Below are 18,787 nucleotides of genomic sequence, written 5' to 3'. Positions count from 1 at the left end.
TCATGCCAGCTTGTGATGTCAACCTTCGTGGTGAAATTCATGAGAAGTATGAAGAGAAAGGTGAAGAACTCACGGAGGACGAGAGGGCTATTTACGAGGCAAAAACACAGGAAGAACTCAATGAGGCAATGCCGGACAACTATGGTCCGGCATCAGAGTTTGATGGTGACTTCTGTAATTTCTGTTATCGGATGGGTGAGACCGGAGCACTCGTCATGGGCTTGGCTATTATGTCTCTCGTCACCGTCGCCGGGGCCGGAGTTGAGTACTTCCTCTATGGTGGATTCATTGGGATTGTCACTGGAATAGGAGCTGTCCTCGGTTTTCTCGGTGGAATTCCTGTCTGGTGGAATTTCCACAAGAAAGTCCGACTCAAGGGATATTTCCCAACATTGGGGCCTGCCTTTGGTCCAAAGGTAGAATGGTTCTTTTCGAAACTTGGAATCGGGATAACGGCCCATGCTCGGGGATACGGCGACGATCTTAAGCCTTCTAATTCGGCAAAAGAGGAACTCTCTGTCGAAACTGCGGTATCAACCGATGACACAGAAATTATGACTGAAGAAGGATTCAGCGACAGAATCGAGGAGCATTGGGATGAGAAAATGAAGATCAAAAGTGAAAAAGAAGATCTACGGAGTCAGAAGAAGCACTGGAAGAGTAAAGCAGAGAGGAAAGACGAACGTATAGAAGATCTTGAAGCCACGGTCGAAGGATATCAGAACGCCTCTAGCGTAATACCCGTTTCAGGTAAAGCCGATCCAGATGTAGTGTGGGAAATTAACATTCCAGCCTGCGAGAACCAGGATAAAGCTGGAAATGTGTCGTTCTACGCGATGGGTTTCACTTGGTACGCCCACGACACTCTCGGAGATATACCACTTCCTGTTGGTGGATATGAAAAGCAGACGATTGAGAGTATGAAGGGTTCTGTTCCCGATCAAATGGATCTTGACGACATCAGAAAGATTGAGGGGTATTTCCCTTGGGAGAACCCCGACGAGGCAATTAACCAAAAAATCGAATTCCAACATACGGGACACCCCGAATTTGAACCAAGCAAAAATGCCCTTATTCATGGTCACCTCGGTGATGCAGAGGAACTTCGGAGGAAGACAGTTTCACCCGATACCGATTATGTGAAAGTCAGTATCGATTGTGGCATCGATATCAATGGGAATCCGGTTCCACTTCGTGGGCACCATAGTGGATTCGAGAAACGACAAGTCCTCAAAAACAAAGCCAATGATCTGGAGAGAAAGTTTAATCAACTTAATCATCACTTCGAGGAACAACAAGAGCACATAACAGACCTCAACCAAAAAATCGATCTACTTAAAAAAGAAAACAAAAACCTCAAAAACCGACTCGAACAAGCGCGACAGAACGAACGGACAGCGCTCGAAGGGCAAGCCGCAAACGAACATACACAACACGTCCAGAACGACCAGAAAGAGATTCTCGGGAAAGAACTTCACCGAGAAAAGCAGAAGAGAGCGATACTCGATGACCGGGTTGGTGAGGCAGAGAAAGCCCTTGCCTCTGGGAATGGGTCCAGTACCCACGTTACCGAGGAAGAGGCCAAGTCCGAGAAAGAGCAGGAACGGATTGAGAAAGTGGAGAAGATTCGGGAGTTCTGGGTCTCCGACGAAATCGACCATACTCGACTCTCCGAAGACGACTACGAGTACGACCATGTCGACTTCATCCGGGAATTCCGGAATACCGATGATGACGAGCTCCCCAAAGCCGCAAAGAACCTGAAGCGGCAACTGGACAATCCTGAGCAGGTCAAGAACGGAGGCCCAGCATGAAACGGGCACTCCTACTCCTCGCCTGCCTACTCTTCCTCACAGGCGTTGGAGCGGCGCAGGAGACGCCCGACGAATGTACGGGGAACGCTACTAACGCAAGTCTCCAAGACCTCTGCGATCGGCTGGAGTCGGCTCAAGAGTCGAACAACGAGTTAGAACAGAATAATACTGAACTCACGGGTGAAATCGCAACTCTCCGATATGAGGTCAACAATACACAGAGTGTCCGTGGCCTCGCAGAAGAGATGGGATTCATCTGGGGTGAGGACCCCGACTCCGGAGACGGAGAACCGAAGACCCTCATCCTGAGAAACGAAGAAGACTCGATAAACACGAGTCTACAGTCTAACAACGCGATCCTCTTCCAGCGATGTAATCCCGCAGCCGTCGGCGCCGAAGGGTTCGACCTCAACAACGACGGCGAGAAAGAGTACTGCGAAGTCACGTACCAAGAAGCGAGGACATCAAAGGGATTTCCGACCTACAAATTCGATCTCCACTACTCCGAACCGGGAATGAATAGCACGTTCAAAGCTCGGACCGAGGGCGAATTGAAAGCAGTCGCAGAAGAACTCAACGACCAGGGTGGAATCGCTGCGTACAGTCGCTGGGAATCTCAGAAACTTCAGTCGACGATTCAACAGTCGAACCTCGGTAACCTCGGAATGACCGGGACTGGCGTCGTTGTCGCACTCATAGTTGGTATCATTGCTCGACCGATCATCGACAAGAAACAAGAGGCAGCTCGTGTCGAGAAGAGCCATCGGACGGGACACAGAAGCCCTAACGACCGAGGTCTCCTCGACCGAATCAAGGGGCTGTTCAACCAATGAAGGTGAACGTCCTCACCGCGTCGGACTGTCCACTCTGTAAGCAGATCAAACAATACGGAATCCTCGATCACCTCTACTACGTCATCAGAGCGCTCCCGGACGTCTCCTACATCCAGAGAGTCGTCGGGAAGATGGAACACCCGGCGAAACCCTATGAGGAGAGGGGCACACTCACGGTGAAAGACGGTCAGCTCTCGGAGCGGAGACAGAACGTCGGTGGTGGTGTCGAGTACTACAGTGAACGAATCGATGGGGCACTAGGAACGCCGATGTTCCTCGTCGAATCCGGGAATAACCGAGACTCGTTCTTCCTAGCTGACCTCGTTCCGGACGGAGTGGAAGAAGGATACATCGTAACGGATCGACCGGAGTACGGAAGTCATCTAATTCTCGACCGGATTCATCGGTTCTACTGTCGTTACGAGACGAAACTTCCGATGGAAGCCGAAGCACAACTCCGTCGCCGACCGGACGAGTTGGAGCAACGCCATCTCGGTCACCAAGACCGGATGATTGTCCCTCGAATCGATGACCACGACGACGGATTCCAGGAACGGAGGTGGTTGAATGCCTTCACAAAAGCGAGAGAGCCGGAGCTCGCGTGAACCATCTGCCGACTACCGAGTCGGGCAACTGGTTAACGACAGTAAACCACGGAAGGCACTCTGGCGGGAACTGTGCGAACGCGAGTACGCGACTCAACGGGAGATCTTGGAAGGCGATAACGACCTCAACAACAGAGGAGCTATCTCCAAGTATCTTAACGAGCTCAAGGAGAAAGGCATCGTCGACGTCGAACGGACTGAACAACAGAACAAAGCCGACCACTGGTACGTGACTGCCCAATATCACCCTCAACCGGAACGGATCACGGAGACCGAGATCCAGACAGTCAGGTACGAGTCCTTCGGTGAGTGGTTCGACGACTATGATACGCTTGTCTATGTTTTCCTGATGGGGACGATCGTCGGGTCGTTAAGCGTCGGTTACGAGATACTCCGATTCTCCCTGGGTGTCTGGCCGGAACTCATCCTCTTTCTCTCACTCCCGGCGTTGTTCGGTGTTCTCTTGCCCGGCATCAAGGAGGTGTACTTCTGATGGCGCAAACAGTTACGGTGGAAGATATGCCCGATGAGAGTGAGGTCGCTCCGCTCTACCCGTATAACGACAAGTTCGCCACGATACTCATCGACTTCTGGCAAGAGTCGAACCCATGGGAACAGAAGATCCGTCCCTCCTCATACTACGATGGAAGTATTCCGGATAACTTCCAACCGTTCCTCTCCCAAGTCCCTCACAACGGTGAGGACGAGAAGGTGGAGAAATCCAACTCGGAGATTGACCCGAGTTTCGAGAACGAGTTCTCCCCGAAGCAACAGGGTATCTTCGTCGAAATAGAGAAGGAGTGGGGATACGGACCCGGTGCCGATGATTGGACTAATGACGACGTCGAAGACCTGACGAACGAGAACTACGAGACAATCAAGAAGGCGACACGGACATACGAGAAGAAGGGTTGGGCCACGGAGACCTCGAAATCTAGTCCCAAGCGTCGTCGACTTACCCAGTCACGGTTCTCCAACCCAGAAGCGATGGCCGACGGTGGTCACGAGTGGGTCTACGATTGGGAGATGGAGAAGTTACGTGAACGTAGTCTCTGGGAGGCGACTACTTTCAACCAGACAAGTACCGATCCGAGGGACTGGTTCGGTCACAAGAACGAGGACGATATCATCGGTCTCTTCGAGTACATCAAGGACATTATGGAGACTCTCACTGAGGTCTACGATCTCCGCTTCGAGTATGCCAAAGAACTCGAAGAAGAGCAAGAGTACGGAGTTGAGCTCTACGAGGACGAGAAGACCGAGTACATCAAGTCCATCCGTGAGGAACTTCAGGAACTCCAACGCTCACTCAATGACTTCTGGACGGTACTGAAGAGTCTCTCCTCCAAATGTTTCGTCTCCGTGAGTAACTGGTGGGTCATCTCCCCCATGGTCAAAGACAACGACCTCCCCGAAGAATACCACCCCACTAAGAAGAAGAACATAATCCAGAATCGTATCGACGCGAAGCGATGGGCGTTGACGACGACTAACCTGGAACCGCTGATAGAAGGGAACCCCAAGCGACAGGCTCAGGAGATGTCGTATCCGAACCAAGTTGAGGAACTAGAGAAGTCTGTCCGTGGTCTGATTCACCTCGCCCACTACATGAAGGAAGATCTCCTCGAAGGGACTGAACCTCGGTCTTCCGACGATGAATCCACTGAGGATGGGTCTCCGACCCAGGAGACGTCGGAGACCCAATCTTCCGAGGAGACTCGAACGTTCGATGACCTGAGTAATCCAGTCCAGGCTATTGAGGATGAACTCGAAATCGAGGGACCGATCAGCACCGACCCTGACGGGATGGAGTGGAAAGACTTCCTACGAGAGTATCGGCTTCGGATGCAGAACGAGCCGTCAGCTGATGCCACCTTCCGTAACTTGAAGAAATTCCATGAGTTCTGCCTCGAAGCAGACCATGACCTCAATGGTGTCAAGTTGGAAGATAGAGCCTCTCCGAACGAGGAACCCGATGTCCGAATCATCCCGGTCTTGGGGATGGCACCGAACGAGACCTACTTCGAGGATAGTACACATGAGGCGAACTGGCCTGATCGGTTCGAACTACAGGGTGAGAAACTTTACCCGAGTCCATAGTACCGACCCCTTCTCGCGCGATTGGAAGGGCCGGGGTATGCGGTACGGTGGGTATTTGTACTAACGAGCGTACCTGAAGGAGTGACGAACTCTTCCGAACCCATTGAACTCCCGAACTACTTCTTTAGAAGTACTTCAACTCCTCTACTACCTCTTTAGAAGTAGAAGAAGTACTCCTACTACCCCCGTAACCGCCCGTATCAGGGGGTTGAACTACTTCTTCAAGTCAAGAAGTACTTTTCAGGGCCCAGCGCCGGGGCGACGGTACGCGATACCGCCCCAACCCCAACCTGTACTCCGTTACTCCATCAAGTGACTTCCCCAGGGTGATGGATCCATTACTACAGAATCGAATTTATAATGAGAAGTTAGATGATTCGGTGTAGAAGTCGTTAGCCCTATACCCCGGCGAAACACCCCACTGGAGAGAGCTTGAGAAGTCCGTCGACGAAGGGTACAGAACCCCGTGTCCAACTATTCAATCAAAGAATTCGAGTTCGATATCGTCAACGGTGAAGTCATCGGCGAACTCGTCTCGTTGCGCATTTTCTAGTGCCTTCCGGTAGTCGTCTCTGTTCTCCCACATCCGTTTGATCGTTGACGACGGTGATCCCATCCCTTTGCCGTCGGCATAAGACCAGAGTCCATCAGCTGTACCTTTCTCATTTGGGTCTCCCAATTGGGACTGCCGATTGAGTACCTCGATCGCCACGTGGAACTTCTCTCCGGGAAGCCGATATTTCGATTGTGTCTCGTCTTCGTAGTAGACTTTGTCCGTTGTGATACCCCACGGCGTATTCCCGATATGTTCACCTCGTTCCTTCTTCGATTTTAATCCTTCCCGTGTATCTTCTGAAGATTGGATGATATCGTTCTGTGCCATAATTCCGTTCATGATGAAAACCATCGCCCGATTCAACTCACCACGGGGATCATTCGATTTGAGGATGTTCTTGGTTCGCGGGTCCATCAACGAACGTCGGTCTCCTTCCCACGGAGACGCCTGGAGTATCTCTATCTCTCGACCGACGTGATGAAGTTCCAGGTCTCGTTTGATCGTGATCTGATCAATTGGGTCACGGCCGAGTCGTTTGAAGTTCTTGACGACGATCGCATCTATCGATTTGTCTTCGTTGAGATGTTCAACTAACTCAGAGAACTGGTCTCGTTCAACAGGTCGCACTGATCCAGAGACCTCTTCTTCGTACCATCCACAGAAATCGTGAGTACCACCGTATTCTTTTTCGTCCGTCTCATCACAGAATTGCTTGACTGTACCTTGTTGATTGGGAAGGCTACTTTCCTGTCCATCGTCGTCTGTGCTCACTCGACCGTAGCCGACCACGTTCATACTAGAAGACTACGCTACAACTAGACTTATCCAAAGTAGTTACGCCCCCGTAACTAGATTCCAAGGATCGTTTACTTCGACGTAGCCCGTATGGTTCGGTATGGACGTAGACAAGATCGGGTGTGACAAGAAAGCGATTTTCCTCGGGCAGAAGAAGCACCTCTCCTGTGAACTGCATTCTCCGAGTCGCCCAGATGACGATCCGTACTATCTCGGTGACGTAGACCAGGTGAAAATCGACGAAGAGGTCTCCGTGGGACTCACCGGTGTCTCTCCAACCCGAAGTGCCTGGAATTTCGAGGAGACAGTCGACTGTACAGTGGAAGACCACCAAATCCACTGCCGATTACCTGCAGAACGCCAGTGAGTCGGTCGGCAACGAAAGGAAGAAAGCTTCTACGGTTCGGCTACCTCGCGGGGTATAGGCGTAAGCCCAAAGAGAACAACGGACCAATCGGCTCGTTATAAATTCACTCCTGATTCTTCTCTTCCATCTCCTGCATACAGGCCTCGGTGTCTTTCTTCGATGCTTTGCACTTGATGTTCTGCCACTTGGTGGTATCGTAGTCGCTCATGGTGTTAGTTGGTGACGCCAGTCCAGTTGACGTCGTCGTAGTTGTTCGTTCGGCGTTCGATACACTCGCGCTTCTTGTCGGGGTCAGAGTACTTACAGACGATGGTCTCTGGTCCCTTGGGATTCCGTTCAGTTGTGTCGAGTTCTTCGTCAGTCACCTCGTTGAGTGATTCTTTTGCATCGGCGGCCTGACTCACCGCGATCCGCTTCTTGTTTTCGAGGGCCGCTTCCTCGTTGAAGGAGATGTCATCTCGAACGAGAGCATCGGGGATCGTCTCCACGATGCTATCTTCCATCTCGTCGATGGTCGAGTGGATTTCTTCTGGTTTGTCTGTGGTGTACTCTCCATCTTCGGTTGGATAGTACCCGAGACCACAGGCACTCATGAGGAATTCGTGTGACTTCGTCGCCGCGACCAGAAGCTCGTGATCGTAGTCTTCCGATTCACGGATCTCCGATCGCATAGCACCGACGTCATCACGGAGTCGCTCACAGTCGTCAACCGATGCACCTTCGAGTCGACTCATCTATTCGCACCTGATTGTGTAGTCGGCTCCACTATCCATGTCGCTGGTGAGTTGCATCACCGCACTATTCTTCTCGACTGCCGCGCTACCGTTGGCGGCGTTGCCATCTGCTTCGGCAACCTTGTCGCCGTCTTTCATCAGTTTGCAGGTTGTTGTCATTGTTTCACCTAAGAGATCAGGATCCAGCCGGACCCGATCAGTGTGATCACTACTGTCGTCTTGTGCAGAATCGACCCTCGCCAGGCCTTCGCACCGTCGAAGTTCCAGAGCGGGATGGAGTTCATGAACCCGAAGAGGAGACTCAGGGTGAGTACCCATCCGGGAGCCGCAGTCATGAAGTCCATCGTCGGAGACGGTGACGTGGTACCAACGTACCAGAGCCCAGCTCCCGTGAGGAAGTTGAGCACTGGTGCAACCAATGAGATCGTGGGAGATGCCTTCTCATATCTCCCACCCACTATCACCGCTCCCGGAGACGCCGCCGTGAATAGGAGTATCCACGAGGGCAACGAGACACTGGTGAATCCATCCACGAGAACCATCACGATCACTACGCCGATCGACGCGAGTGATAGTCGTAGCGTCTGTCTCAACGCGACGAATTCGGCTTCATAACCGAGAAACTCGGCGACGACTTTGTGACCGAAGAACTCGTGGATGACACCGACCACGATGAAGGTCGGGATAGCGAGGTGAGCAAGCGCAGTTCCGAATCCCAACGCCGTGAAGGAGTAGTCCAGAACCACGAAGGCCGCTGCACTCAGGTAGACCCAAACCAACCCGACACCAATCACCCAGTCCAGTCGACTGTGTTCGAACGGTGCCGAGACCGGTTTGGTGAGGTTCATCCTACTTTTCTCGACAGTGTGAGGCTATCTCGTCACTGTCAACCCAGTAGTGATCGTCCGATCTCTTACACTCGCGTTCGTCCATGTCAGCCATTGTTGATGCAGTCTTCCATGCAGTCTTCCGCTTCTTTTCGGCAGTCCGATTCGATTACACACTTGTCTTCGCAATCCCGGAGGCGACTCATTCCTCAAGGGAACAAGTCCCCGGTCTCCGTGATCCATCGGGTCGTTCGTGGGCAGGTTCCCATTCACCACCTCGATGTCGACATTCTTGCTTGTCCATCGTTCAGTTCCCCTTGTTGCGACAGTGGGAGGAAACCTCCTCACCGTCGACCCAGTAGTGATCGTCGCTCTTCTCGCAGTCGCGCTTTGTTTTGTCAGCCATGTTTTGTCACCTCCTACACTCCGATTACACCTTACACTACCCGTTAGGTCGAAATAAATACCAAATCAGAAATAGAACTGCAGGACACGGATCGGGAACAAGAAGGCGTGTGTGCCCAGTAACGCGAGGGTGAACGCCAGAACGATAATCCACAGTGAAGTGAAGACACTCTGGGTCTTGTCGGGGACGGTGAACCAATCGTGAAGGATACTTGGGAGACTGATGTAGAACACCTGCATTCCGACAAATAGGACGAGTTGGGCCACGGCAACCAACGTGAGTGGGTAGTCGATTATGTAGGCGATGGGGATTGAGATGAGGACCCACGTGACGATGATGGTTCCATCGGCCTGACTGAGTGATTTGACTCCCTCCGTGAGTTTGAGGTTCTCTATAAGTTGATCCGGGAGGAGGAGTTTGGCGAACGCCGCCAGGAAGGTTATGGTTGAGGCGATGACACCGAACTTGAACAGATAGGCAGGGAAATCACTGGGTGTCCACATAGTATAGACCGTCTTCACCCATGCCTCATTCGGAAGGCCAATGGCGTCGAGGATAATCTTCACTCCGAGGTCACCTCCGAGGAACGTGGTCATGATAATCGGGATGAGCGCCGCACTCAACGCCTTCTCTCGTAGATCCGTCGTCACAAGACGAACACTCCGATTCCCAGTCCCAGTATCGTTGCGAACGCTATCCCGATTCGATCCTTGAAGTACTGGTCAGCGAAGTACAGGAATAGAGTGAGGCCACCGAGGCCAGCGACCACCACGAACGTTTCCATCGAGGTTACGATGAAGTCGAATACGTGGAGTCCTCCGACGCCCAGTCCTGCGAGGTAGACGGAGATCGACCCGAGGAGGTAATCCCACAACAGGTCGCCCTCGCCTTCTCGCCAGGTGTAGTAGGAGACACTTCCGACTAGGACCAGTCCGATTAGTGAGCCCAGTGCGAAACGAGCCGTCTGGAAGACGTTGAGTTGGCTAACGACGGCGACGAGAACACCGAGTGTGAGCAGTGGGACAATTTGGTTAAACCGCTTGACTCGTTGTCTGTGTCGGTATTCGCGACCCATCGTTTACCTCGCGAGTCCACCGATGACCAGATTGATCAGCTCGTCCTCGTAGGTCTGCTTGAGCGCCTTCCCTTTCTCGTCGGGCGAGACCCGCGTGTTGGAGACTCGTTCCCAGAGCTCGCTGCCGGTGGTCGCGTCGGCCTTCTGGGTGGCGATGTCACCGTAGTATTCATTGAAGTACTCGATGTCCTCGACCTTCGGATAGACAGTCAAATCGGCGTTCTCGCTGGTTCCGTTCTCCAGCGTCATCACGTCTCCTTCGAGGGTCGCCTCTCCGTCCTCGACCGAGACATTATCGTAGTTCATCCGGGCCGTGTAGTTGGCCCCGATCATCACGCCTTTGTCCCCGTCAGGCTCGATGACGACGATATTGATCACTTTGTTCTCGGTGATGTTCCCCCGGAGAACCGACTTCCCTTCGGCCACCCAGAGGTCCTCGTTGGAGTTGAGGTTCTGCTTGATATTGTTGAGCGATTCGTTACTCAGTTGTTTCTCTTCTGTGAAATCGCCATCACCAGCCACGAGTGGTCCATCTCCAGGTGATTCACGGACTGACTCGATGGCGTTCCCGAGTGCTTTGCCGGCTTTATTGACTCCTTCGACGACGCCACCGATACCACTGGATTCAATCACGTTTCCGACACCGTCACCAATCCCGTTGACGAAGTTCCCGATTCCGTCACCAACATCCGCTGCGACTGATGCTCCTGGAATTCCACCGGAGAACACCACGAGCATTGCCATTATGACTACTTTCATACATACTACACTACCCCCTTAGTCGACTAAACTGACAATCGAATAGCCGATGTCTGCGAATATCACAACGTACCCACCGACGATTAGTGGGAAGACAACACTCGGGGCGATATCTCTAAAGAATTGCCAGAAGAATGTCCCGGTCTCTGGGTTGACGAGCCACGTATTCCATATCCAATGGAGAGCTGAAGCGATGGCGATTGCACCGAGTGTGTACCAGCCACTCTTATTCGATTTAGGAGAGACTGAGGTCAGGAACGCAGTGACAATGATACTTCCACTCAGCAGGTGAAAGGTCACCGGGCCGAGGAGACCGATATGGAAATTGGGATTCTCCCAGAAGAAGAACGTGAATCCCGGCATCCGGAAGTAGAGCTCGAAGAGTCCGAATACCAACCCAACAATCATCCCTGCCTTCTTGCGCTTCTTGAGTAGGTCTACGTCGCGGAATCGCTTGGTCGGTACGATTAGACTGGGGATCAGTGGCCCGGTGGCAAGGGCGAACATGGTCAGCCCCGAGGCCAGTCCTCTCCCAAGGAATACAATGGCGATTATGAAGAAGGCGAGAGCGGCCATCACACCAACGAGCCCACCGAATACAAGAAGTACTGGGCCGAACAGTTTACTCACCCATGGCTCGGTGATCGCGGCGATGAAGGCGTTCTCGTAGAACGAGCCACCGATGAACCCACCGGCAGTGAGGACGTTGAAGACGAACCCGTTGATATAGGGAACGAAGAAACTCGCTATGGCACTCGTTATGATCAGACCGATATCCCACTCGGCAGATCGACGACTCCTCATGCTGTCTCCGTCACGATACTCGCAGCTTCCTTCTCAAGTCGATCCGTTCCGAGGGAAATAAACAAGACAAGCACCAGTCCTATCACGACGGTCGCGACGATTCCGAACTTTGGGACTTCGAGGAGGAAGGCCGGAATCCCCAGAACAGCCATCACCAACCCGAAGGCGTAGAGAGTCGCCTGATCTTGGAGTTCTCCGAGAACCACGAAGGCGATGCCGATGGTGGCGAATAAGAGGACGCCCACGGTGTTGAAGAACGGATAGGTGAGGAAGACCACGACCAGAGAGACCATCGTGATGAGCCCCATCACTCGGTTGACGAAGGGCCCAATTATCCGTTTCTCCATCCCCATCGTCGGTTTGGCCTTGTCTTCGTCGAAGAATCGAGTGAAGGCTCGAATCGGGAGGAGGAGGAGTTGAACTGCGAAATTCACGGTGGCGTAGAGGAGCGTCGGAACTCCGATTCCCACGAGGATCAGGAGGAGGATTCCGCCGAGGAATCCCGAGGCCATCTCGATTGGAGTGAATTGTGAGAGTTGGTGGAAGAAGTTCGAGAGGTGGCCTGCGATGGCAGCTGGGATGGTGAACAATCCGTGCCAGACACCACCGAAGAAGAGGTTGAGTGGAATATCGATAATAGTGAAGAACGCAGCAAGTGACTCTGGAAGCACACTGACATCCACACCCAAGATATTGATTTCAGTCGCGTCTCGAAGTTCACGAATCACCGGATCAAGCGTCCCTGCGATTCTCAACCCGAGGTCTGCAACACCGTTGATCCCCGTCTCCGTTGCCAACAGTGAGTTACCGATCTGACGGAGGACACCACCGAACGGAGCCGTCAACGATTGCGTCGCTTCACGGAATCCCTCATTTACCCCGGCTTCCCATCGAACGAAACCGAGAAGCCATTGGTCTACCCAATATTCTGCGTAGCGAGCTTCTCGTATCCCGAGCCACTGCAACGGCACCAGGACGAGCTGTGCGAGCGATAGGACGATGAGCTTGAGTGCTTGGCTGAGTATTGGCATTGGTTAATCACCTGCGACGACGTCGGTCTCCGGAGCTGGATTCGATTCGAGAACTTCACGGGGTTCCAACCAGGAGAGGACGACTGATCCCCATGCGAGTACTGACGCCAATGGAGAGGAGAACACCGGGAGTGCGACCATCAAAATCGCGGCACCGAGAACATACTCGTCTTTCGTCGGTCGCTCCGGAATCGAGTTCCGCGTTCCACCGAGAGTCGTTTTGAGGATACTCCACGTACTCAGGTAGACAGCCCCCACGAGGACGACGAGCATCCCGAAGGAAACGAAGAGCTGGACAACGAACGCGACTCGTGCATCGATCGGGAAGACTTGGGTCCCCGTGAACAGGGCACCGAAGTACGACAGTACGACGATACCACTCAGTCCGGCGAACACAGTGAAGTCTTCCAGAGTCACGTAGTTCCTCATCACATAGGTCGCGATGAGAACCAGAAGCAAGACCTGGACGGCGAACTCGATCTGTGGATCACCGAGAATTCCGTAGGAGAACGCTTCCAGTCCGACTTTCGAACTATCTCCAAACATCGAGATGAAGTAGGCCGAGTTCTCCCTGATGTAGTTGGCACGTTCGAGTTCGAGTATCGACCCGGAGACCATCGCGTAGATCCCCGTGGTCAATAGGTAGAATCCGGAGGCGACCATCAAGCGAGGCCGACCCTTCTGGAGTTCACCGACGAAATCGAACGCGAGCACATTCACCATCGAGTAGACGGGATTCGGGATGGCTCCGAGAATACTCGGCGATAGGAGGAAGTAGAAGAAAGCGACTCCACCAGCGGCGAAGAGGGTAATGGCTGCGACCCAGAAGACCCAGCTCATCGGGCCAGGAGATACATTGTGTGCGACTTTGTACGACTCGAACGTCTCCGATGGTTGGTGGACGATGAATCCAAATAGCATCGCGAGCCCAACCGGCAGCCACGGGAGATATGTCTCTATGGCCTCGGTGAGTAATCTCCGGAGCATCTACTATCGACTACGCTTCCCGGCGATTTAACGCGAAAATGTAGTTACGCCCCCGTAACTACTTTCAATATTCGCTGAGGGAACGCTGACCGACCCGCTCTTGGATTAGATCTTGGAACTCAGGGTTGATTTCGTAACCGATGCACTCACGTCCAAGGTCGATTGCAGATTCGGCCGTGGTCCCACTTCCGAGGAACGGATCGAGGACAATGTCGCCTGGGTCGGTAGATATTCTCACCAGTCTATTGATTAGAGAGAGTGGATACGGGGCCTTGTGGAGAACGTTCTGTCCAGCTGTACCTCGCTTCACTGGGTGCCGGAATATGTTCCCGAGTGGCCCAGATTCTAACACGGCTGGATCCTCGGCGCCATTGTCAGTCTCTGGTTCTCCGTTCAGTAGGAAGTCGGGATTCTTTGAAAGAGCGACGATGTACTCGTGCTTGTTCACCACGTTTCGAGGAGTCATCCCAGCGATCGCTGTCGGTTTGTACCAGACGACATGATCGAAATGGTTGAAGCCGATATCCACGGCGTTGTTCGCAATGTGTTGTGGCAGGAGACGGAGATCGCCCCTATTCATCACCGTATCGACGACTACCCACATGGTCCCGTCTTCGGCGAGGACATCGTAGCACTCCTTCCAGACTCGTTTCATCCGTTCGTGGTAGTGCTCATATGACTCGTCGGCAGTCCCGATCTGTTCTTCGTGGCCGTAGTCCTTCAGATTCCAATATGGAGGCGAGGTAATGACGGATTGGACAGACCCATCTTCCACGTCATCCATATTCTCGCTACTCTGGAAGAAGACGTCCAAATCGTCGATATTGAGCGTTTCAGAATCATCAACGTCTGGTTTCGGAGGCGTATCGGCAACCCATGGTCGGAAATCAGATTCGGTGGTCGATGAATTCGCTTCCATCTCTTCGTATTCACGGCCCTCTTCTGCAATGACCTCTACAAATTCATCACTGAGCCAGAGACCACTGACTGTCTCGCCCTCTTCTGACGAGGCGCGAATACATCGCTTGATAGCCTCTGTCCGAGGGAGCGGGTGTACGTCGTCGACAGTCTCGTCATCCGTTTCGCCTCGTTCTTCGTCCAACCAGACGTTGCCCGGATCTTTGCCGTCTGGATTGTAGCGTTGGACCTCTGTATCGTGATAGGCGCTGCTCCCCTTCTCTCGGTCACCCCACTCGTTACCCTTGTAGACGTGCGCAACTCTGATGTTATCCTTGTTGAACCGATATTCCCGCTTGTCCTTGACTAAGAGGAGAATTGTCTCGTAGATGCATTGCAGACCCGAGCCGGGTTCTGGGTCAGTATGCCGGACAACTGTATTCTTCAGAGAGAAGGCTGTCTCCTCTCGAATATAGTCCGCGAGTTGCATCCCCGGAGACCACGACTCAGTCCCCTCATAGTGGTTTGGAGCAAAGACCCAGAGTGTCTCACTGGCATCCATGTGTTCATAAATTCGGTCCCAATAGCCACTTGTCTCTCCAAGAAGATCGCCGACGGAATCAGCGGCCAACTTCGACGAAATATCTACGACGTGCATTCGGTACATCGGGATTTTGCGTCCTCCTATTTGAATCGTAGCGTTCGAATAGATGTAGTCCTTTTTACATTACTGTCATAGAGATTTATTAACCTCCATCAACTCGGAAACAGTGTGACAGACGACCGTTGGACTGACGAACTTGGATTTACTGACTTAGCGACCGATGAACGCGAGGAGACAGTCAAGAAGGTCAAAGAACTCATCCAGAATCTCCCGGAAAAGTATCCCGACATCTTCGACGATGCCGACATTAGCAGCCAAGATTACCAACGAGAACTGAGAGACGCGGTCTTCTCACTCGGTGGCGCCTACCGTCAGGGCCATGGCGCCGATAACGAGGATCTCGTACAGGCCGTCTTCTTGGAACCAGCGGCTTCGGCTGGTCTACTGGAATTCACTGACCAGAAAGATGACGAACGGATAGATTTCAAAGGACGACTCGACAACGGCACACCATGGGCGATGGACGTCAAGGGTGGTGAAGGTCAGAGTATCGGCCACCTCCTTGTACCGAATAATACAGAGTTCCTCACTATCTGGAGCGAACGTAACGCGACCAATACGAAATCACCTCCGAGCCGACTGAACGAAGTCATCAACCGAATTGTCCGATGGGGATTCAATCACGACGAGGACGTAGCGATGATGATTATTCGCGATCCTCCAGCGGGTGCTCGAACAGACGACGGCGACGTGATTCCAGATATCGTCGTCTTCCCACAGTCGTTCCCAACTCCGACGAATCCAAATCCACCGATGCGAGATCTCGACGAGCTCCGATTTGCTGAGGTACTCTATGAAACGCTCATCGGGGAAGATGATCTAACCAGCGAAGTAGTCCAGAAACACATCTGGTTCCACGACCTGGAAATCGTCGGTGGTGCAGATGGACATCGAGTGAAGAAGTCGATCTACAATGCCTATGACAACAGTATCAGGCTATCTACTCGCAGTATCGACTACTCTCGTATCTCCGACGTCTGAAGAACTTCTCTGGTGTTCTCGTAGCCGTTAACCACGTCGTCATATGTCTCTGCTTTTGTAATCACGATTTTCCCTGAGGAGAAAATGAGAACCACTGCTCCATCGGGAATCCGATAAATTACGCCCGGAAACTGCTCTGGTTCGTATTCAGCGTTCTCAAATCCGAGGGAAACCATCACCGTACTCAGGTCAAGTTCTTGATTGAGATTTGCCGTCCCGACGACGTTCTCTATTTGAATATTAGAGTGATTCCGCTCGATACCGAGCTCCCGGAGCTCGGAAATAAACTCCTCTACACCAGCCTGGATTTCATCCGGTGTCGTGGCTCGAACGATACTCACACGACCACTCGGTGGGAGCAATACCATCGCCGCATCTCCACGATAGATTAGGCTCCGATGTTTCTCCGGGTCGTATTCTGTGTTCGGTAGATCCTCATGGAGACTGGCGCGATCGAACTCACCCTCTATCTCGAAGGTCGCGGAGACGTTGACGATCTCGATACCCATCTCACCGAGCTCGGATAGGCTGTATTCCTCATCCATCCGACCAATGTCAACGCCCATGCAGTACACTTGCCAGCAAGGACGATTATTACCCACGGTTCCGAAGTGGCGCCATGGCTCATTGGAAATTCATCGCAACCTGGATGACTGACAAGGAGTGCTACGCTCGTCGGTTATTCGGAAATGAACGGAAACGCATCGACAAGACCGGTGAGACGCTCAATGTGAAGGAAGGAGATACACTCTATCTCCATCGATGGGGAAGTGAGGACGAGCCAGGACAACTCGATGGTCCATTCATCGCCGCATGTGATGCAGGGAAGAATCTCGAACCTGACGCATGGCGACACCGGGGGAAGTACGATTGGCAGGTTCGAATCGGCTGGGAGGATACGGTCTACTCAATGGATATTGACGAAATCAACGAGTCTGGTGGAGTCGATATCAAGCACTATCCACAGGGTTTTAGCGAAGTTCAGGGCACGTTCCTATCTGGTCTCCTCAAACGGGAAGGGACACCCATAATCAACGGATAGTCACCAGTCGATAATCTCGTACTCTCTGGTGGTGAGTTGCTTGATAATAATTTCGTCGCCTGAGGAAATCTCCGGGTGTGATTGGGCTATATCGCCCATTCTAGTACGAAGGTGAGTCCCCGCTTCTGGGTCTCCCTCCACGATTTCTGTATCTGTCTTCCGTCCCGTGACATAGGTCTGAATATCTGTCTCGCCAATCCTCAAAGTGAACCGTTCCTGATAAGGTGGAAAGAAACTCCGAACGGGTCTTCGGACTGGAATGAGTGGGTAATCGTCCCAACTCTCCCGCAGGGTTATTTTGACAGACCCAGCCAACGTCGTACCCATATCCATATTCTAGATGGCACGGCGTATTACCGTTGCCCTCGACCGGCGTACAGCGCTACTGGAGCCTGTCACATGTCTATTTAATGTCCGTGGATGCTATGGGGACTTACATGCAGATTCCCCTGGACGATATCCGCGTCTCCGACTTCTGTCTTTGTTCGGAGACCGACCCAGATATCCTTGATAGGATCCGGGAGACCTACGAGCAACAGGGTCAGGGTGAACCGCTTATTGTCCGTTCGATGGACGACGGCTACGAAGTCGTAGTGGGACGGCATCAACTGGAGTCAGCCAGAGAACTTGGATGGGAGACAATTGAGGCCACGGTCAAATCTTTCGGCAATCCCCAGTACCTCGATAGCCAACGAACAAAGAGAGACATCCGTAATCAGGAGCTCGGAGAGTATTGTGAAACCCTTTCACAGGAGTTTGGTCTTGCCGACGATGAGGTCGGCGATCTCGTTGGGTTATCGAGCAAATCCGTCCGAGATAAGATTTCTCTCCTGACTGATCTCGAAGACTCGGTCTGTGAGAAGTTCAAGAACGGCGAGCTCCCTGCTCGCAAGGGACTGGTCATCCTACAACTACCCAAAGAGGAGCAACCGGAGTTCACCCAGAAAATGGTTGATCAAAACTGGACACGGGATGACCTCCGAGCGAATATAGAGGATTTTCAGAGGGATACCGTCGTGACTATCGGATGTGAAGGGCTGGATCGCCTTGGTCTCGTCTCTCAGTTACGGGAGAAAAACGTAGATATTCTAGTCGATGTCCGTTCTCCGGCAAATGGTCACTTCGACCCCGATAAGTTAGCATCTCGTTTTGAACGAGTCCATGGGATTGAGTACAGACATAACCCAGAACTTGGAGCTCCAGCAGAACTGCTCGAATCCTACGAATCACAGGAGATTGACCACGACGAGTTCGGTGACAGATACCGAATGTTTCTCCACGAAGACGAGCGGAAATTCCAGGGATTCCGAAAATCACCCAAGACAGCGTTGATGGGGACCCGGAAATATCCCGTTCCACGCGACGATCAGGGACTATTCTGTCATCGCTATCACCTCGCAGCGGAACTCGTTGAGGCTGGCTACTTCGAACGCATGTACGATATCGCAGAAGATACGGTAATCAAACACCCGACGTTGCCGAAGCTTTGAGGTACCACTTTCACCACGGT

The 18,787-nt window shown here is 52.6% G+C and carries 22 protein-coding genes; 9 read left to right on the top strand and 13 right to left on the bottom strand.

The window, feature by feature from the left end:
* Window positions 1–2 precede the first annotated feature (2 nt).
* The 5 genes from P1K32_RS02955 to P1K32_RS02935 are packed head-to-tail and all read left to right on the top strand — an operon-like array spanning window position 3 to window position 5,352.
* Entirely contained in the window at window positions 3–1,814 is a 1,812-nt protein-coding gene (locus tag P1K32_RS02955) for a hypothetical protein (RefSeq protein WP_276251233.1), read from the top strand.
* Window positions 1,811–2,647 (top strand): hypothetical protein, encoded by an 837-nt coding sequence (locus P1K32_RS02950; protein ID WP_276251232.1) that lies wholly within the window; start codon window positions 1,811–1,813, stop codon window positions 2,645–2,647. Before P1K32_RS02955 ends, P1K32_RS02950 begins: the two co-directional genes overlap by 4 nt.
* Window positions 2,644–3,252: a hypothetical protein gene (locus P1K32_RS02945; RefSeq protein ID WP_276251231.1), complete on the top strand. Its 609-nt coding sequence runs from the start codon at window positions 2,644–2,646 to the stop codon at window positions 3,250–3,252. The genes P1K32_RS02950 and P1K32_RS02945 overlap by 4 nt, the downstream gene beginning before the upstream one ends.
* Window positions 3,215–3,745, top strand: a complete 531-nt coding sequence (locus tag P1K32_RS02940) for a hypothetical protein (RefSeq protein WP_276251230.1) — start codon at window positions 3,215–3,217, stop codon at window positions 3,743–3,745. Before P1K32_RS02945 ends, P1K32_RS02940 begins: the two co-directional genes overlap by 38 nt.
* Entirely contained in the window at window positions 3,745–5,352 is a 1,608-nt protein-coding gene (locus tag P1K32_RS02935) for a hypothetical protein (protein ID WP_276251229.1), read from the top strand. Before P1K32_RS02940 ends, P1K32_RS02935 begins: the two co-directional genes overlap by 1 nt.
* A gap of 478 nt (window positions 5,353–5,830) precedes the next feature.
* Here P1K32_RS02935 and P1K32_RS02930 read toward each other — a convergent pair whose 3' ends face one another.
* Window positions 5,831–6,703: a recombinase family protein gene (locus tag P1K32_RS02930; protein ID WP_276251228.1), complete on the bottom strand. Its 873-nt coding sequence runs from the start codon at window positions 6,701–6,703 to the stop codon at window positions 5,831–5,833.
* Between the two features lie 100 nt (window positions 6,704–6,803).
* Here P1K32_RS02930 and P1K32_RS02925 point away from each other — a divergent pair, with 100 nt between their 5' ends.
* Window positions 6,804–7,070 (top strand): hypothetical protein, encoded by a 267-nt coding sequence (locus P1K32_RS02925; protein WP_276251227.1) that lies wholly within the window; start codon window positions 6,804–6,806, stop codon window positions 7,068–7,070.
* A 212-nt stretch (window positions 7,071–7,282) separates the two neighbouring features.
* On the opposite strand, the gene P1K32_RS02920 is transcribed toward P1K32_RS02925, so the two are convergent.
* From P1K32_RS02920 to P1K32_RS02875, 10 genes are all read right to left on the bottom strand, one after another.
* Window positions 7,283–7,804 carry a hypothetical protein gene (locus P1K32_RS02920; RefSeq protein ID WP_276251226.1) on the bottom strand — a complete coding sequence of 174 codons (522 nt, stop codon included), beginning with the start codon at window positions 7,802–7,804 and terminating at the stop codon, window positions 7,283–7,285.
* A complete protein-coding gene (locus P1K32_RS02915) occupies window positions 7,805–7,942 on the bottom strand; it encodes a hypothetical protein (RefSeq protein ID WP_276251225.1) in 138 nt (45 codons plus the stop codon).
* A 29-nt stretch (window positions 7,943–7,971) separates the two neighbouring features.
* The gene (locus P1K32_RS02910; protein WP_276251224.1) at window positions 7,972–8,652 is read right to left on the bottom strand and encodes a hypothetical protein; all 681 of its coding nucleotides are present in this window, start codon (window positions 8,650–8,652) and stop codon (window positions 7,972–7,974) included.
* A gap of 450 nt (window positions 8,653–9,102) precedes the next feature.
* A complete protein-coding gene (locus P1K32_RS02905; protein WP_276251223.1) occupies window positions 9,103–9,687 on the bottom strand; it encodes a hypothetical protein in 585 nt (194 codons plus the stop codon).
* Window positions 9,684–10,112, bottom strand: coding sequence for a hypothetical protein (locus tag P1K32_RS02900; RefSeq protein WP_276251222.1), 429 nt, complete (start codon window positions 10,110–10,112; stop codon window positions 9,684–9,686). Before P1K32_RS02900 ends, P1K32_RS02905 begins: the two co-directional genes overlap by 4 nt.
* 3 nt (window positions 10,113–10,115) lie before the next feature.
* Window positions 10,116–10,871 carry a hypothetical protein gene (locus P1K32_RS02895; protein ID WP_276251221.1) on the bottom strand — a complete coding sequence of 252 codons (756 nt, stop codon included), beginning with the start codon at window positions 10,869–10,871 and terminating at the stop codon, window positions 10,116–10,118.
* A gap of 18 nt (window positions 10,872–10,889) precedes the next feature.
* On the bottom strand, window positions 10,890–11,675 hold the full coding sequence (locus P1K32_RS02890) for a hypothetical protein (protein WP_276251220.1): 786 nt from the start codon (window positions 11,673–11,675) through the stop codon (window positions 10,890–10,892).
* On the bottom strand, window positions 11,672–12,706 hold the full coding sequence (locus P1K32_RS02885) for a hypothetical protein (protein WP_276251219.1): 1,035 nt from the start codon (window positions 12,704–12,706) through the stop codon (window positions 11,672–11,674). The genes P1K32_RS02890 and P1K32_RS02885 overlap by 4 nt, the downstream gene beginning before the upstream one ends.
* A 3-nt stretch (window positions 12,707–12,709) precedes the next feature.
* The gene (locus tag P1K32_RS02880; protein ID WP_276251218.1) at window positions 12,710–13,693 is read right to left on the bottom strand and encodes a hypothetical protein; all 984 of its coding nucleotides are present in this window, start codon (window positions 13,691–13,693) and stop codon (window positions 12,710–12,712) included.
* A gap of 64 nt (window positions 13,694–13,757) precedes the next feature.
* The gene (locus tag P1K32_RS02875) at window positions 13,758–15,248 is read right to left on the bottom strand and encodes a site-specific DNA-methyltransferase (RefSeq protein WP_276251217.1); all 1,491 of its coding nucleotides are present in this window, start codon (window positions 15,246–15,248) and stop codon (window positions 13,758–13,760) included.
* A gap of 114 nt (window positions 15,249–15,362) precedes the next feature.
* On the opposite strand from P1K32_RS02875, the gene P1K32_RS02870 reads away from it, so the two are divergent.
* Window positions 15,363–16,235, top strand: coding sequence for a hypothetical protein (locus tag P1K32_RS02870; RefSeq protein WP_276251216.1), 873 nt, complete (start codon window positions 15,363–15,365; stop codon window positions 16,233–16,235).
* On the opposite strand, the gene P1K32_RS02865 is transcribed toward P1K32_RS02870, so the two are convergent.
* A complete protein-coding gene (locus tag P1K32_RS02865; protein WP_276251215.1) occupies window positions 16,211–16,801 on the bottom strand; it encodes a hypothetical protein in 591 nt (196 codons plus the stop codon). The genes P1K32_RS02870 and P1K32_RS02865 overlap by 25 nt on opposite strands.
* Window positions 16,802–16,854: 53 nt before the next feature.
* On the opposite strand from P1K32_RS02865, the gene P1K32_RS02860 reads away from it, so the two are divergent.
* Window positions 16,855–17,277, top strand: coding sequence for a hypothetical protein (locus P1K32_RS02860; protein WP_276251214.1), 423 nt, complete (start codon window positions 16,855–16,857; stop codon window positions 17,275–17,277).
* On the opposite strand, the gene P1K32_RS02855 is transcribed toward P1K32_RS02860, so the two are convergent.
* Complete coding sequence (locus P1K32_RS02855) at window positions 17,278–17,604, bottom strand: hypothetical protein (RefSeq protein WP_276251213.1); 327 nt, start codon at window positions 17,602–17,604, stop codon at window positions 17,278–17,280.
* A gap of 110 nt (window positions 17,605–17,714) precedes the next feature.
* On the opposite strand from P1K32_RS02855, the gene P1K32_RS02850 reads away from it, so the two are divergent.
* A complete protein-coding gene (locus P1K32_RS02850; RefSeq protein ID WP_276251212.1) occupies window positions 17,715–18,767 on the top strand; it encodes a ParB N-terminal domain-containing protein in 1,053 nt (350 codons plus the stop codon).
* Window positions 18,768–18,787: the final 20 nt, after the last annotated feature.

It is taken from the genome of Haloarcula rara (genome assembly GCF_029338235.1).
GTDB lineage: Archaea > Halobacteriota > Halobacteria > Halobacteriales > Haloarculaceae > Haloarcula > Haloarcula rara.
The sequence above is the reverse complement of the archived record's forward strand: the minus strand, read 5'-3'. Positions and strand labels throughout refer to the sequence as shown.

Coding starts and splice junctions, on each gene's coding strand:
- P1K32_RS02880 (WP_276251218.1), bottom strand. CDS start 13,693: ATGCTCCGGAGATTACTCACCGAGGCCATAGAGACATATCTCCCGTGG.
- P1K32_RS02910 (WP_276251224.1), bottom strand. CDS start 8,652: ATGAACCTCACCAAACCGGTCTCGGCACCGTTCGAACACAGTCGACTG.
- P1K32_RS02855 (WP_276251213.1), bottom strand. CDS start 17,604: ATGGGTACGACGTTGGCTGGGTCTGTCAAAATAACCCTGCGGGAGAGT.
- P1K32_RS02935 (WP_276251229.1), top strand. CDS start 3,745: ATGGCGCAAACAGTTACGGTGGAAGATATGCCCGATGAGAGTGAGGTC.
- P1K32_RS02940 (WP_276251230.1), top strand. CDS start 3,215: ATGCCTTCACAAAAGCGAGAGAGCCGGAGCTCGCGTGAACCATCTGCC.
- P1K32_RS02890 (WP_276251220.1), bottom strand. CDS start 11,675: ATGAGGAGTCGTCGATCTGCCGAGTGGGATATCGGTCTGATCATAACG.
- P1K32_RS02865 (WP_276251215.1), bottom strand. CDS start 16,801: ATGGGCGTTGACATTGGTCGGATGGATGAGGAATACAGCCTATCCGAG.
- P1K32_RS02930 (WP_276251228.1), bottom strand. CDS start 6,703: ATGAACGTGGTCGGCTACGGTCGAGTGAGCACAGACGACGATGGACAG.
- P1K32_RS02920 (WP_276251226.1), bottom strand. CDS start 7,804: ATGAGTCGACTCGAAGGTGCATCGGTTGACGACTGTGAGCGACTCCGT.
- P1K32_RS02950 (WP_276251232.1), top strand. CDS start 1,811: ATGAAACGGGCACTCCTACTCCTCGCCTGCCTACTCTTCCTCACAGGC.
- P1K32_RS02915 (WP_276251225.1), bottom strand. CDS start 7,942: ATGAAAGACGGCGACAAGGTTGCCGAAGCAGATGGCAACGCCGCCAAC.
- P1K32_RS02895 (WP_276251221.1), bottom strand. CDS start 10,871: ATGAAAGTAGTCATAATGGCAATGCTCGTGGTGTTCTCCGGTGGAATT.
- P1K32_RS02885 (WP_276251219.1), bottom strand. CDS start 12,706: ATGCCAATACTCAGCCAAGCACTCAAGCTCATCGTCCTATCGCTCGCA.
- P1K32_RS02945 (WP_276251231.1), top strand. CDS start 2,644: ATGAAGGTGAACGTCCTCACCGCGTCGGACTGTCCACTCTGTAAGCAG.
- P1K32_RS02900 (WP_276251222.1), bottom strand. CDS start 10,112: ATGGGTCGCGAATACCGACACAGACAACGAGTCAAGCGGTTTAACCAA.
- P1K32_RS02955 (WP_276251233.1), top strand. CDS start 3: ATGCCAGCTTGTGATGTCAACCTTCGTGGTGAAATTCATGAGAAGTAT.
- P1K32_RS02850 (WP_276251212.1), top strand. CDS start 17,715: ATGCAGATTCCCCTGGACGATATCCGCGTCTCCGACTTCTGTCTTTGT.
- P1K32_RS02925 (WP_276251227.1), top strand. CDS start 6,804: ATGGACGTAGACAAGATCGGGTGTGACAAGAAAGCGATTTTCCTCGGG.
- P1K32_RS02860 (WP_276251214.1), top strand. CDS start 16,855: ATGGCTCATTGGAAATTCATCGCAACCTGGATGACTGACAAGGAGTGC.
- P1K32_RS02875 (WP_276251217.1), bottom strand. CDS start 15,248: ATGCACGTCGTAGATATTTCGTCGAAGTTGGCCGCTGATTCCGTCGGC.